Below are 13,468 nucleotides of genomic sequence, written 5' to 3' on the forward strand. Positions count from 1 at the left end.
CTGGGGAAAGGGAGATTGGCACGGGGAGTGACCGACTTGGGGGTTCGTTGATTCGCACGGTGCTCGGACACGAGAGGGCGCTCTGGCGGGGAGCACTGGGTGCGATGCTGGCCCGGGAGCGCGACCTGGTCGTCGTGGCCGAGGTGGGCCGCGGCGAGGAGATCCTCGACGTCGCCCTCCGTGAGCGGCCCGATGTCGTCGTCCTCGACATCGCGTTACCGGGCACGGTGGAGGTCGACGAGCTGTGCGTGACCCTGTGCGAGGGGCTGCCGGAGGCGGGGATCCTGGTCCTGGTCGACCGGCGGACCTGCGCCACCATCGGCGTCACCCTCACCCGGCTGGCGCCCCGGGTCGGGTTCCTGGCCACCGACGCCTCGCCCCGCCAGCTCGTCGAGGGCATCCGGCAGCTCGCGCTCGGCAAGCCGGTGATGGACGTCCAGATCGCGGTGGCCGCGCTGTCGGCGGAGAACAACCCCCTCACGACCCGCGAGCGCGAGGTGCTCCGCAAGGCCGTCGACGGCGCGCCGGCCCGGGAGATCGCGGCGGAGCTCTTCCTGAGTACGGGCACGGTGCGCAACTACCTCTCCAGCGCGGTGTCGAAGATCGGCGGCCGGAACCGGATCGAGGCCATCCGCATCGCTCAGGACGCCGGCTGGGTCTGAGCGCCCGGTGCCGTCTCCGACTGCCAGTGGCCGAGCAGCTCGCGGTACAGGGGGGACGTCGCCAGGAGCGTGTCGTGGTCGCCGAGCGCGGCGGTCACCCCGTCGAGGACCAGCACCCGGCGGGCCCGGAGCGCGGAACTGATCCGGTGCGCGATCACCACCACCGTGCCGCCGCGCGCCGCGAACGCCTCCTCGGCCCGCCGTTCCGCCGCCGCGTCCAGGTGGCAGGTGGCCTCGTCGAGGACGACGACGGGCGCGTCGGCCAGGTACGCCCGGACCAGGGCGAGGAGTTGGCGTTCCCCGGCGGACAGCGCGCCCGGGGTGACGGTGCCGGGGTAGCCGCCGAGGCGGGTCACCAGGTCGGTGGCCCCGATCGCGGCCACCGCGTCGTCGAGGAGCGGGTCGGGGGCGGTGGGGCGCAGGTAGCGCAGGTTCTCCCCGACGGTACCCGTGAAGAGGTATGCCTCCTGGGGGATGAGGACGCGCCGGTCGGTGGGTGGGGCGGTCACGGTGCCGGCGTCGGGGGGCAGCAGCCCGCACAGCAGGCCGGCCAGGGTGGACTTGCCGATCCCGCTCGGGCCGACGACGGCGAGGTGGTCGCCTTCGGGCACGTCGAGGTGCAGGTTCCGGAGCACCGGCAGGGAGTGGGGGCCGTAGGCGAAGGTGAGGCCGCGCACGGCGATGGCGTACCCGTCCGATGGCGGGACCAGGTCCGCCGCGACCGCGCCGGACGTCCGGGCGGCGCCCTCGGCCGGTGCGCCCGGCCGGGTCGAGGCCGCGTACCCGTCCGATGGAGCCACTCGGCCGGCGGGCGGCCCCGGGCGCACGGGCTGTTCCGCCGCGGCCGCCGCGTCCAGGATCCGCCCCAGGGTCACCACGAACCGCAGCCCGCTGCCGCCCAGCCCGTTGACGAGCGCGCCCAGCGCGGGCTGGAGCCCGACCAGCACGTACGTCAGCCCGCCCAGCAGGGCGCCGGCGGTCAGGCCCCGGCCGACGAGCCACGGCGCGGCGGCGAGCAGGACCAGCAGCGGTCCCCAGCCGCCGACCGCGAAGCACAGGGTCCGCAGCGCGCCGACCCGGGCCAGGGCCAGCTCCGCCGTCGCCTGGTGTCCGACGGGGCCGCCGACCAGCGCCGCCGCGTACGCCTCCCCGCCGCTCCCGGTCACGTCCCGCAGCCCGGCGAGCACCGTCCCGGCCGTGCTGGACAGCCGTTCGTCGGAGCGGACGTACGCGCGCTGCCGGCCGGCGGCCACCCCGAGCGTGGTCAGGAACGCGCCGAGCCCGAGCAGGAACGGCGGCCCGACCAGCAGCAGGATCACCGGCGCGGTGGAGGCCAGCCCGACGGCGGCCCCGGCGGCGGTGACGACGAAGCCGCGCACGACGACGACCAGTCCCGCGTAGGTGTCCCGGGCGATCTCCACCTGGTGGGTCAGCCGCGCGACCGCCCCGTCGTCCGGGCGGCCGGCGACGCCCCGCCGTAGCGCGCCGCGCACCACGAGCCGGACCAGGTCGTCGCGGAACGGTTCGACGAGGTCGCCGAGGCGCAGGTACACCTGCCGGGCCCCGAGGGCGCCGATCCCGGCGGCGGCGAGCAGCGCGCCGAGCCAGGCCAGTCCCACCCACGGGCGGCCGGCGAGGAACCCGGTGTCCACGGCGCGCGCGACGGCCAGCCCGGACAGCGCGGCCGGCAGCGCCTCGGGGACCGACCAGGCCAGGAACGCCCCGGTGGCGCGCCGCCGCAGGGTACGCCCGGCGTAGCGCAGCTCGCGTCTCACGTCGGGAACACCGCCCGGTAGTCGGCGTCCGTCCACAGTGCCGCGTGCGGGCCGACCGCGCGGACCCGGCCGGCCTCCAGCCACACCACGAGGTCGGCCCGGGCCGCCGTGGACACCCGGTGGGTCACGATCAGACGGGTACGGTGCCCGTGGTCCTCCGTCAGCGTCCGGCTGATCCGCATCTCGGTGACCATGTCGAGGCTGGACGTCGCGTCGTCGAGGACGAGCAGCCGGTCGGCGTGCCAGGCGCGGGCCAGGCCGAGCCGCTGGGCCTCGCCGCCGGACATCGGCGCGGCGGCGAGCGCGGTGCCGTAGCCCCGGGGGAGCCGGGTGACGAACTCGGCGGCGCGGGTGGCGTGCGCGGCCGCGAGGACGTGGGTGAGGGGCCGGCCCATGCCGACGGCGTCGGCCACGGTGTCGCCGACGAGGACGGGGCGCTCGAAGGCGCAGGCGACAGCCGCCCGCAGGGCGGGGTGCGGTAGCTCGGGGAGGGGGACGCCGTCGAGGAGGACGGAGCCGGCGTCGGGGTCGCGCAACCGGCCGGCGAGCGCGGCCAGCACCGACTTGCCGGCTCCCGACAGGCCCACGACGGCCACGGCGGCGCCTCCGGGCAGGTCCAGCGTGACCCGGTCCAGCAGAGCCGGGACCCCGCCCCCGTCGAGCGACGCCGGGGCCCCGGATCCGCCCGGTGCCGGGCCGGCGGAGGGGTCGCCAGGCGCGGCGACGGGCGCGGACGGCGACAGGTGTCCGGCGTGGACGGTGACGTCGAGGAACTGGAGGCGGCCGGGACCCTCGGGCAGCGACCGCGTGCCGTGGATGGTGGGCGGGACCGCGAGGACCTCGGTCACCCGGTCGCCCCCGGCCCTGGCCCGGGCCAGCCGCCCGAGCAGCCCGGTGAGCCCGCCGAGCCCCGCGCCCTGGACGGCGTACTGGCTCGCGGCGAACAGTTCGCCCGCCGTGATCCGGCCGTCGACCAGCGCGAGTCCCCCCGCGGCGAGCACCGCGACGAGGACGAGCGGCCCCACGAGCGCGCCCTGGGCGCCGGTCCGGGCGAGCACCTGCCACGCGCGTACCCCGTGCCGGTGCAGCTCCGCCAACGGACGCAGCACCCGCGCCTCCTCCCGGTCGACGGTGCCGGCCGCGGCGATCGTGCGGGCCCCGGTGAGGGCCTCGGTGAGCCGGCCGGCGAGCTGCCCCTGGGTCTCCTGGTAGCGGAGGGCGGCCTCGGTGGTCCGCCGGGTGAAGGCGCGCAGCACGAGCGCGACGAGCCCGAGGCCGGCGAGGAACGCCACGGCCAGCCACGGGTCGAGGACGGCCAGCAGGACGAGGCTGCCCGCCGGGGGCACGACGGCGGCGGCGAGCAGGACGAGGCTGGGACCGGCGTGCGCGGCCGACGCGGCGGCGGAGGTCAACCGGGTGGACAGGTCGCCGGGGGCGAAGGGGCGCGCGCGGCCGGGTCCGAGGTCGAGGATGTGGCGGAGGAGGCGGTGGCGCAGCCGGGCGGTAGTGTCGGCGACCGACGCGGCCCCGGCATAGGAGCCGGCGAGGTCGCAGGCCACGGCCACGACGACGGCGAGCACGGCCCAGGTGGTCCAGGAGTACCCACCGGGGCCGGTGGGTCGTGCGGTGCCGACCAGGGCGTCGACGGCGTTCCCGAGGACCCACGGCAGCCCCAGCCGGGCCAGCGCCCCGCCCAGTGCGGTCACCCCGATCAGCGGCAGCCATCCGCCGCCGCGACGCGAGATCTCCCCGGGCTGGTTCACCTACACTCCTCGGTACGGGCCGCGGCCCCGGACGAGCGACAATCGTCCGGGGCCGCGGTCTGCGTGCGGGGTGGTACTAGTCGCAGATCAGGACGCTCAGGCCGCTGCCGTGGCCACACAGGGTGACGCTCAGCGTGCTGCCGTGGCCACCGTGGCCGCCGCCGCCGTTCTCGGGAGCGGTGGTCATGCCCTGCAGGTCGAGAAGAACCATGGGAATCTCCTTTGAGGGATTTCAGTGACCCGCGCCGGACGGCGCGGGGGTCTGTGGGGTCGGCGCGGGGCGTCGACCGGGGGTGAGCAGCGGCGCGTGCACGGGCGAGTCGTGCAGGACGGCGCCCAGCGCGAGGAGCACGCCGGCGGTGCCGGTGGCCAGGTCCATGGACAGCCGCAGCAGCGCGGTGCCGGGGAAGGCCGTCCCGTCGCCGTAGGGCAGGGCGTGCCAGTCGAGGCCGCGGACCTGGCGGGCCACCTCGGGGTCGGTCCGGGGCTCCGGTGAACGGCCGGCGAGGTAGAGCAGGATGCCGGCCCGGCCGGTGAACAGGCCCGGGAGGACGTACATCGGGGACCGGGCGGCGAGCTGCGCGCCCCGGCTGGCGACCGCGAACTCCTCGTCGGCGCCTCGGGCCAGGTACTCGTCGAGGACCATGCCCAGCCCCACGCTGCCCACGTCGAGGTACGGGTTCGTCCGCCAGCCCTCGTCCACCTCCAGCACCCCGTTGTCGCGGACCCGGCACCGGCGCAGGTCCTGGCGCAGCGCCACGGCCGCGTGCTCGAGGAACGCCGGGTCGCCGGTGTCGTCGTAGGTCCGCAGCAGCAGCCACGCCCGGCCCGCCCCGCCGCGCATCAGCCCGGCGTAGGGCTCCTTGCCGCCGCTCGTCGTGCCGCCGTCCGCGGTCTCGCCCAGCCGTTCGGCGACCAGTTCCGCGGCCCGGTGCGCGGCCACCCGCAGCGTGGGCTCGCCGGTCCGGTCGGCCAGGTGCAGCAGGTTGAGGCCCGCGCCGGCCAGGCCGCCGAACAGGTCGGTGCCCAGGGTGTGCCACTTCTCGCCGAGGAACACGTCCACGGCGTCGAGGGCCGCCTGGCGGTGGCCGAGGTGGTCGAGGGTGAAGGCGGCGCCGTGCAGGCCGTCGTACAGGCCGAGCCGGGTGTCGGGGTGCGGGTCGCGGGTGTGCCGGACCAGCCAGTCCTCGAACTCCGGGTGCCGGCCGGCCCCGGTGACCGACAGCGCGTGCAGCACGCCGGACGCGCCGTGGGCGAGCCCCAGGCCGCCGAGCGTGAACTGCGCGATGTCGCCGGGGAACAGCCGGTCGCCGCGGCCGGGCGTGGCGCTGGCCACGATGGCGCGGGCCAGGCTGTCGCGCAGGTCGGGCCAGCCGGCCGGGTCGGGTTCGATCCGGGCCACGGGCGCCGAGGGCAGCTCCGCGGGCGCGATCACGTCGACGGCGCGGGCGAGGAACGACGGCGGCACCGGGAAGTGGTCCTGGATCGTCTCGGCGTGCCGGCGGGCCGTCGGCCGGTGCAGCCACAGCAGGTTCGTCATCGGCAGGAACAGGGCCAGGCGCAGGCAGGCCAGGGAGTACAGGTCGCGGTCGACGCCGGTGACCCCGCGCGGCGCGGCGAAACCCTGGTTGCCCAGGCCGGCGCGGACCGGGTCCCCGATCTGGGTGGCGACCTCGAAGTCGAGCAGGGCCACGGTGTCGTCCTCGCGGACCAGGATGTTGAGCAGGTGCAGGTCGCCGTAGACCACGCCGCGGGCGTGCACGGCGGCGAGGGTCTCCTCGACCTGGCGTTGGATGTCCAGCGCCCAGTCGGTGTACCGGGCGCGGTCGGCGGCCCCGGCCGCCGGGTCCGTCAACGGGTAGCGCGCGACGATCGCCCGGTTGAGCACGGTGCCGTCGACGTGCTCCATCACCAGGAACCGGTGCTCGCCCAGGGTGAACAGGTCGAGGGCGCGGGGGATGCCGGGGACGCCGTCGAGCTGGCGGAGGATCGCGTGCTCGTGCTCGATCCGGCGGACCGCGTCGTGCCCGTGCGAGTCGAGCCCCGCGTGCGGCCGGCCCTCCTTGAGCACGACCCGCGCGCCGGTCCGGGTGTCCTTGCCGGTGTACACGCCGCCGCCGTTGGAGAAGTGCAGCACCCCGTCGATGGTGTACGGCAGGTCCGCGACGTGCACGGCGTTGCGCGCGGCCAGGTGCGGGGCGAGGAACGCCGGCAGCGTGACCCACTCGGGCACGTGGAACACGGGGTCGCGCCGGTCGGGGACGAGCGTGCCGTCCGGGGCGGCGATGGCGGGCACCCGCTCGCCGTCGGCGGCCACCAGGTACCGGTGCGTGAAGGCCCCGTAGCGCACGTGCAGCGGCCCGGAGCCCCAGCGCAGGTCCGTGAGGATGGCCGGGTTGGGCTCCCCGTCGAGCACCGCCCCCAGCTCGGTGAGGATGGCCTCGCAGGCGGCGTCGTCGGCCGGGTAGATGGTGACGAGTTTGCCGCTGTGGCCGCGCGGCGCGTTCTTCGACACCCGGGCCGACAGCGCGTCGGGGGAGCGGAGGAACTTGAAGCCGATGCCGCGCGGCACGCAGTGTTCCCAGACCGCGTCGAGGACCCGGTCCGCGTTCTCCCGGGTGGCCGACGCGTGGATCTTCCAGCCCTGGGCCGGCAGCGGGTCGGCCGGCCGGCGGAACACCAGCCAGTCGTCCTGCTCCGCCCGGGCCCAGCCGTCGGGGAGCGGGCGGGCGGCGGTGGCGAAGGACTGCCCGGCGGTCGCCGCCGAGCCGATGGCGTCGTAGAAGGTCCGATCCGCCATGCAGTAGTCCTCGTACCGTTGCGCCATGCCGCCTCGATCCCTCGACTGTGGTATCGAGGTCCATCATTCGGGGGATGGACACGGCGGAACAGTGCACTCCGTCATGTGCCGGATATGAAATGCTCACCGATGATTCGTGGATATTTCACAACCGGAAACACGTTTAGAAAAGCACTCCCAACGGTACGCGGACCACTGTCCTCCATGGACCTACCGCAGTCCGGGCCGGACCGTCAGGTCGGTGACCTCCGCGTCCCGGGGCAGGTCGAGCGCCGCGAGGACGGCCGTGGCGACGCTCTCCGGCTGGATCCACTCCTTCGGCTCGTAGTCCGCGCCCTCCTGCTGGTGCACCTTCTCCTGCATGGCCGTCGCGGTCCGCCCCGGGTAGACGCTCGTGACCCGGACACCGTTGCCGTGCTCCTCGGCGCGCAGCGCGTCGGCGAACCCGCGCAGCCCGAACTTGCTCGCCGCGTACGCGCTCCAGCCGGCGTGCGCCGCCAGGCCCGCGCCGGAGTTGACGAGCACCACGTGCCCGGCCGCGGCGCGCAGGGCGGGCAGTGCCAGCCGGGTCAGCTCGGCCGGCCCGGCCAGGTTCACCGTCAGCATCGTCTGCCACACGTCCGGGCCCAGCTCGGCCACCGGCCCCAGCTCGACGGCGCCGGCGCAGTGCACGAGCGCGTCGAGCCGGCCGGGCAGCCGGCCCGCCAGCTCCCCGGCGAGGTCCGCCGGGCGCCCCACGTCGGCGACCAGCACCTCCGTACCCGGAAACTCCTTCGCCAGCGCTTCGAGCGCGGCCCCGTCCCGCCCGAGCAGGAAGAGGTTGTCCCCCCGGTCGTGCAGCTTTCGCGCGATGAGTGTGCCGATCCCGCCGGTCGCCCCGGTGAGCAGTGAGTTCGCCATGGGACCCATCCTGCCAGCCGTCCCGGGTCGGGTCCTGGCAACACCGTGGCAGTTGTCGGGCGGTAGGACTAGCATCGCCGGCTGTGACCACAGACTACGTACTGCCCGGCGAGGACGTGTTTCCCGAGGGCATCACCGAGGGCCCCGACGGCCGCAGCTTCTACGTGTCCAGCGCCCGGCAGGGCACCGTCTACCGGGGCCGCACGGACCGCCCCGAGCTGGAGGTGTGGCAACCCGCGGGCGCCGACGGCCGGACGGGCGCGCTCGGCATGGCCGTCGACGGGCACGGCCGGCTGCTGGTCTGCGGCTCACGGACCGGCTACCTGTTCGCCTACGACCTGGCGGGCGGCCACCTCGTCGCCAAGTGCCGGGTGCCGGCGGAGCTGACCCTGCTCAACGACGTGTTCGTCGTCGGCGAGTACGCCTACGTCACCGACTCCGAGCGCCCCGTCGTCTGGCGGGTGCCGGTCGGGGAGGAGATCGGCGAGGCCGAGGAGTGGCTGGTGCTCGGCGCGGCCGAGGACATGCCCTACCTGAACGGGATCGTCGCCGTGCACGACGGCGCGACCCTGCTGATCGCCGCCCAGGGCACCGAGGTGCTGTGGCGGGTCGACGTGGCCACCCGCGCGGCCGAGCACGTGACCCTCGACGGGGAACTGGCCGCCGACGGCATGGTCCTCGTCGACGGCGCGCTGTACACCTGCGACAACGCCGAACTCCTGGAGGGCGACGTGGCCTTCTACATCAGCCGGATCGAGCTGGCCCCCGACGCGCGCTCCGGGCGGATCACGCACCGCTGGGACCGCCCCGCCGCCGACCACCCGACGACCATCGCGCACCTCGACGGCAGGTTCCTGCTGGTCAACTCGCAGTTCCTCGCCGGTCGGGAGGGCACGGCCCGGGCCCCGTTCACCGTGAGCGCCGTGCGGTTGGCTCCCGAAACCAGCGTGTCCCCGGCGACCGGTCACTAGGCTGGGGGCCGTGACCCACGACGCTGAGCTGTACCCGGCCGACCGGCTCGACCGGGCCCGCGCGGCCGCCGTCGCCGCCGGCTACGACGCCCTGCTGGTCTCCCCGGGCCCCGACCTGCGCTACCTGACCGGGTACGAGGCGCTGCCGTTGGAGCGGCTCACCTGCCTGGTGCTGCCGGCCGAGGGCGAGGCGTTCCTCGTGGTGCCCCGCCTGGAGAAGCCGGCCGCGGAGGCGTCCCCGGTCGGCGGGCTGGGCGTCGAGATCGTGGGCTGGGCGGAGACCGAGGACCCGTACGCTCTGGTCGCGGCCCGGTTGCCGAAGGGCGTCGGCCGGGTCGCCGTGGACGACCACATGTGGGCGGAGAAGGTGTTCGGCTTCCGGGCCGCGCTGCCCGGGGCCGAACAGGGCCTGGCGGGGGCGCTGCTGCACGGGCTGCGGATGCGCAAGTCCCCGGCGGAGGTGGCCGCGCTGCGCCGGGCCGGGGCGGCCATCGACCGGGTGCACACCCGGATGGCCGACTGGCTGCGCGCGGGCCGCACCGAGCGGGAGGTGGCCCGCGACATCGCCGAGGCCCTCCTCGCCGAGGGGCACGCCCGGGTCGACTTCGTCATCGTCGCGTCCGGCCCGAACGGGGCCAGCCCGCACCACGAGGTCTCCGACCGGACGATCGCGGCCGGCGACCCGGTGGTGGTGGACATCGGCGGCACGATGCCCGACGGGTACTGCTCGGACTCCACCCGCACCTACGCCGTCGGCGCCCCGCCCGCCGACTTCCTGGCGTACTACGCCGTGCTGCTGGCCGCCCAGACCGCCCAGACCGAAGCGGTGAAGCCGGGGATGACGGCCGAGGCGCTCGACGCGGTCGGCCGCGACCTGATCACCGCCGCCGGCTACGGGGAGCAGTTCATCCACCGGACCGGGCACGGCATCGGCCTGGAGACCCACGAGGAGCCCTACATCGTGGCCGGCTCGGCCCGGCCGCTGGAGCCGGGGATGGCGTTCTCCGTGGAGCCCGGCATCTACCTGCCGGGCCGGCACGGCGCGCGGATCGAGGACATCGTGGTGTGCACCCCGGACGGCGGCGAGCGCCTGAACGTCACCGGGCGCGAGCTCGTCCTGCTGTAGCCCGTCGGGCCGCCCACAGCACCTTCCACATCATCGCCGGCCGTTGCAGGACGGCGGGCGGCGTGACGAGGTGCTGCACCGAGGTGAAGGTGCGCCGCACGCCCAGGTCCACCCCCGCGGCCTCCTGCATCTTCCGGGTGTACCAGTTGAGGAACCCGATGCCCCGGGGCCGGGGGCCCTCGGTGAGCGGGTACGCGAAGTCCCCGCCGACTGCGAACTGCCAGGGGGTGGCGATGGTCCGGGCGGCGGCGCGGTAGTACTCCGTGGACAGCGCGGCGGTCACCGTCTCCCGGCTGGTCAGCAGCCGGTCGAGTTCGAGGGCCTCCAGGGCCGCGCAGGTCATGCCCTGGCCGTAGATGGGGTTGAAGCTGCAGATCGCGTCCCCGAGCGCGAGGTAGCCCGTGGGCGGGGCGGACAGGTCCTCGAAGTGCCGCCGCCGGCTCGACGGGAACTGGTGGTAGACGATCTCCGTCACGGGTTCGCTGCGGGCGAGCAGGTGGGCGAGGTCGGGGTGCGGCAGGAGGTCGATGTGCTCGCGGAAACCGGCCTCGTCGCGCGGGTACGCCCCGTGCCAGCCGCCCAGGGTCACCACCCAGCGGTCGCCCTCCACGGGCAGCGCCAGGCCGACCCGGAGCTCGTGGGGCGGGGCGGGCACGACGAGCACGGCGTTGCCCTGGGCCAGGTCGTCGGGGGAGCGGCGGTACAGCCGGCTCGCGTACCCCACGCCGATCTTGACCTCGGTGACCTTCGGGGCCTCGTGGCCGAGCGCGCCCAGCCAGCGGTCGGAGCGCGAGCCCCGACCGGTGCAGTCGACGACCAGGCCGGTGTCGATCGTCGTCCCGTCGTCGAGGCGGACCCCGGTGACCCGGCCGTCCGCGCCGGTCAGCTCGGTGACGGCCACGGTGTCGCGGAACTCGACGGCGGCCAGCTTGGTCACCCGGTTGCGCAGGGTCAGCTCCAGCAGCGGCCGGCTGAACGACACCAGCCGCAGGCCCAGCGGCTCGTCGATCGGCCAGCTGTACCCGAACCGGTGGAACCGCAGCCCCAGCCCGGCGTCGAACGCGCTCGCGCCGGCGGCCAGCAGCTCCTCGGTCACGTCGCCGAACAGTTCCTCCAGGGCCCGCAGGCCGGCGAGCAGCAGCACGTGGCCGTGGCCGCCCTGCGGCACCCCCCGGCGGGGATCGGCGGCGTCGGGGAGCCGGTCGCGGTCGAGGACGACCACCCGGCCGAAGTGGTTGGCCAGGGCGCGGGCCGCGGACAGGCCGGCGATCCCGGCTCCGATCACGACAGCAGTCTGATCCGAAGTGGTCACCATTGCACCGATGTTATGCCCTCTCACCCCGTTTGTGGAGCTGCCAGCGCGGGAGAAGGTGAGGTTCCCTCAACGAGGCGGGTGGGCGCTCCGGAGCCGTCGGCGGGCACCGTCCACACCGTCCCGGCCCGGCCGTAGCCGACCGTGCTGTCGCCGAACCAGACCGCCTGGTCGTCCACCTCGGCGGACTCCGCGAGGGGCGTGTCGGCCAGGGTGGACAGATCCAGGACGTGCAACCGCCACCCCGAACCGACCTTCTTCTTGTACGCGACCCGCCGGCCGTCCGGCGACAGCGACGGGCACTCGACGTTCTCCCGCACCGTCTCGACCCGCCACCCGGCGAAGTCGCCCTTCACGAGATGGGTGCGGCCCCTGGTCGCCACGGTCGCGTAGAACGTGTTGTCGTCGGCGGAGAAGGTCACCCCCCAGAAGTTGACGTCGGGCGCGTGGTAGCGCTGCCCGTCCACGTACAGCTGGAGGTTCTCGATGTTCGTGACCAGGTTGCCGGTCCGGCCGTCCAGGATGCCGGTGGCCGTGGAGAACGTGCCCGCCGCCGCGTAGGAGTCACCCGTCGTGAACGTCGTCCACGCCAGGAACCGGCCGGTCGGCGACACCCGGGCCCGGCTGGGGATCCCCGCGAGCTGGATCCGCCGGGTCTCCCGCAGCGAGCCGTCCAGGACGATCGCGGTGGTGGTCGCCACCGCGCCGGGCTGCACGACCAGGCACAGCCCGACCCCCGACGCCGCCGAGAACCGGTCGCAGGTGCGCTCCCCGACGGTCACGCCGCCCTCCGGCGTGCGGGCCGACACCCGGCCGTCGGGCCCCCGGAACAGGGTGGCCCCGGCGTCCAGGGTCAGCGCCTCGCCGCCGGCCGTGACCCGGCGGGCGGCGTACACGGTGTACCCGAGGGCGACGGCGACGAGCGCCACCGTCGCGGCCAGGGCGATCCACAGTCGGGTCCTCACGGGACCTCCTTCGGCAGCAGGAACGGGGCACAGGCCAGCGCGAGCACGAGCCCGACGGCGGCGGCGGCCAGCGCGGCCGTCAGCCCCCAGCCGGTCCACGCGGCGCCGAACAGCACCGAGGAGAACAACCGGGCCACCGCCTGCGCCGTCTGCACGAGGGCGAGGGTCCCGGTCCGGCGCTCGGGGGTCGACAGCGGGCCGGCCAGGGCCATCAGGACCCCGTCGGTGGCCGCGTAGAACACCCCGTGCAGGGCGAGGGTCGCCACCAGCAGGCCCGCGCCGGCCAGCGGCGAGAGCAGCAGCAGGTACGCGAGCCCGAGCGCCCCGTGCCCCGCGAGGAACACGGTGCGCCGGCCGAACCGGTCGGCCAGGATGCCGGCGGGTACGGCGAGGGCCAGGTAGACCCCCGCCGTGCCGAGCGGCAACAGCGGGAAGTACGTGTCGGGGAGCGCGAGCCGGTCCCGGAGCACCAGGTAGACGAACGGGTCGGCGACCGTCACCACCCCGAGCAGCGCGGCGGTCAGGCAGATCCGCCGCACCGCCGGCCCGGCCGTGATCCGGGCGGCCACCGCCTCCCGGGCGATCTGGGGGGCCTCCTTGACGAACAGCGCCAGCAGCAGCACCCCGAAGCCGCCGATGCAGCCGCTGACCACGAACACGGCGTCGTACCCGCCGGACGCCACCGCGAGGATCGCGAACGCGACCAGCGGACCGAGGAGGGCCCCGGCCGTGTCCATCGCGCGGTGCACCCCGAACGCCCGGCCCAGCGCCCCGGCCGGCGAGCTGAGCGTGATCAGCGCGTCGCGGGGCGCGGTCCGGATGCCCTTGCCGGCCCGGTCGACGACCAGCGCCCCGACCAGCCACGGCATGGTGCCCACCAGGAAACCGAACCGGGACAGCGCGGACAGTCCGTAGCCGATCCCGGCGACGAGCTTGTGCCGCTGCCAGCGGTCGGCCGCCCGGCCCCCGGCGAGCCGGACGAGGGCGGTGACGCCCCCGTACAGCCCGTCGAGGAATCCGAACTGGAGCGGACTGAGTCCCAGCCCGAGCACCAGGTAGAGCGGCAGGACGGCCGTGACCATCTCGGAGGAGATGTCGGTGACCAGGCTGACCGTGCCGAGCACGAGCACCGTGCCGGCGACCCGCCCGGACCGGGACGCGCGACGCGCGTCCCGGTCGAGTGCGACGTACATA

The 13,468-nt window shown here is 75.3% G+C and carries 11 protein-coding genes; 3 read left to right on the plus strand and 8 right to left on the minus strand.

Translation table 11 applies throughout. The annotated features are described in order from the left end of the window. The first annotated feature begins 59 nt into the window (after positions 1–59). The gene (locus PT931_RS25545) at positions 60–662 is read left to right on the plus strand and encodes a response regulator transcription factor (RefSeq protein WP_456248234.1); all 603 of its coding nucleotides are present in this window, start codon (positions 60–62) and stop codon (positions 660–662) included. Here PT931_RS25545 and PT931_RS25550 read toward each other — a convergent pair. The 5 genes from PT931_RS25550 to PT931_RS25570 form a co-directional block, all read right to left on the minus strand. Next, positions 641–2,437, minus strand: coding sequence for an ATP-binding cassette domain-containing protein (locus PT931_RS25550; protein WP_456248235.1), 1,797 nt, complete (start codon positions 2,435–2,437; stop codon positions 641–643). The genes PT931_RS25545 and PT931_RS25550 overlap by 22 nt on opposite strands. Continuing rightward, the gene (locus PT931_RS25555; RefSeq protein WP_456248236.1) at positions 2,434–4,200 is read right to left on the minus strand and encodes an ABC transporter ATP-binding protein; all 1,767 of its coding nucleotides are present in this window, start codon (positions 4,198–4,200) and stop codon (positions 2,434–2,436) included. Before PT931_RS25555 ends, PT931_RS25550 begins: the two co-directional genes overlap by 4 nt. Before the next feature lie 76 nt (positions 4,201–4,276). After that, on the minus strand, positions 4,277–4,411 hold the full coding sequence (locus PT931_RS25560) for a SapB/AmfS family lanthipeptide (protein WP_456248237.1): 135 nt from the start codon (positions 4,409–4,411) through the stop codon (positions 4,277–4,279). 21 nt (positions 4,412–4,432) lie between these two features. Next, positions 4,433–7,027, minus strand: a complete 2,595-nt coding sequence (gene lanKC, locus PT931_RS25565) for a class III lanthionine synthetase LanKC (protein ID WP_456248238.1) — start codon at positions 7,025–7,027, stop codon at positions 4,433–4,435. 183 nt (positions 7,028–7,210) lie between these two features. Further along, positions 7,211–7,900 carry an SDR family oxidoreductase gene (locus PT931_RS25570; protein WP_456248239.1) on the minus strand — a complete coding sequence of 230 codons (690 nt, stop codon included), beginning with the start codon at positions 7,898–7,900 and terminating at the stop codon, positions 7,211–7,213. A gap of 83 nt (positions 7,901–7,983) precedes the next feature. On the opposite strand from PT931_RS25570, the gene PT931_RS25575 reads away from it, so the two are divergent. Further along, complete coding sequence (locus PT931_RS25575) at positions 7,984–8,871, plus strand: SMP-30/gluconolactonase/LRE family protein (RefSeq protein WP_456248240.1); 888 nt, start codon at positions 7,984–7,986, stop codon at positions 8,869–8,871. A gap of 10 nt (positions 8,872–8,881) precedes the next feature. Further along, positions 8,882–9,997 carry a M24 family metallopeptidase gene (locus PT931_RS25580; RefSeq protein ID WP_456248241.1) on the plus strand — a complete coding sequence of 372 codons (1,116 nt, stop codon included), beginning with the start codon at positions 8,882–8,884 and terminating at the stop codon, positions 9,995–9,997. Here the strand turns inward: PT931_RS25580 and PT931_RS25585 are convergent. Genes PT931_RS25585 through PT931_RS25595 form a run of 3 tightly spaced genes read right to left on the minus strand, consistent with a single transcriptional unit; the run spans position 9,969 to position 13,467 of the window. After that, positions 9,969–11,282 carry an FAD-dependent oxidoreductase gene (locus PT931_RS25585; RefSeq protein ID WP_456248242.1) on the minus strand — a complete coding sequence of 438 codons (1,314 nt, stop codon included), beginning with the start codon at positions 11,280–11,282 and terminating at the stop codon, positions 9,969–9,971. The genes PT931_RS25580 and PT931_RS25585 overlap by 29 nt on opposite strands. Before the next feature lie 50 nt (positions 11,283–11,332). Continuing rightward, positions 11,333–12,274, minus strand: coding sequence for a TolB family protein (locus PT931_RS25590; RefSeq protein ID WP_456248243.1), 942 nt, complete (start codon positions 12,272–12,274; stop codon positions 11,333–11,335). Further along, complete coding sequence (locus PT931_RS25595) at positions 12,271–13,467, minus strand: MFS transporter (protein ID WP_456248244.1); 1,197 nt, start codon at positions 13,465–13,467, stop codon at positions 12,271–12,273. Before PT931_RS25595 ends, PT931_RS25590 begins: the two co-directional genes overlap by 4 nt. Position 13,468 lies beyond the last annotated feature (1 nt).

It is taken from the genome of Longispora urticae (assembly GCF_053902585.1).

Coding starts and splice junctions, on each gene's coding strand:
- PT931_RS25570 (WP_456248239.1), bottom strand. CDS start 7,900: ATGGCGAACTCACTGCTCACCGGGGCGACCGGCGGGATCGGCACACTC.
- lanKC (WP_456248238.1), bottom strand. CDS start 7,027: ATGGCGCAACGGTACGAGGACTACTGCATGGCGGATCGGACCTTCTAC.
- PT931_RS25560 (WP_456248237.1), bottom strand. CDS start 4,411: ATGGTTCTTCTCGACCTGCAGGGCATGACCACCGCTCCCGAGAACGGC.
- PT931_RS25595 (WP_456248244.1), bottom strand. CDS start 13,467: ATGTACGTCGCACTCGACCGGGACGCGCGTCGCGCGTCCCGGTCCGGG.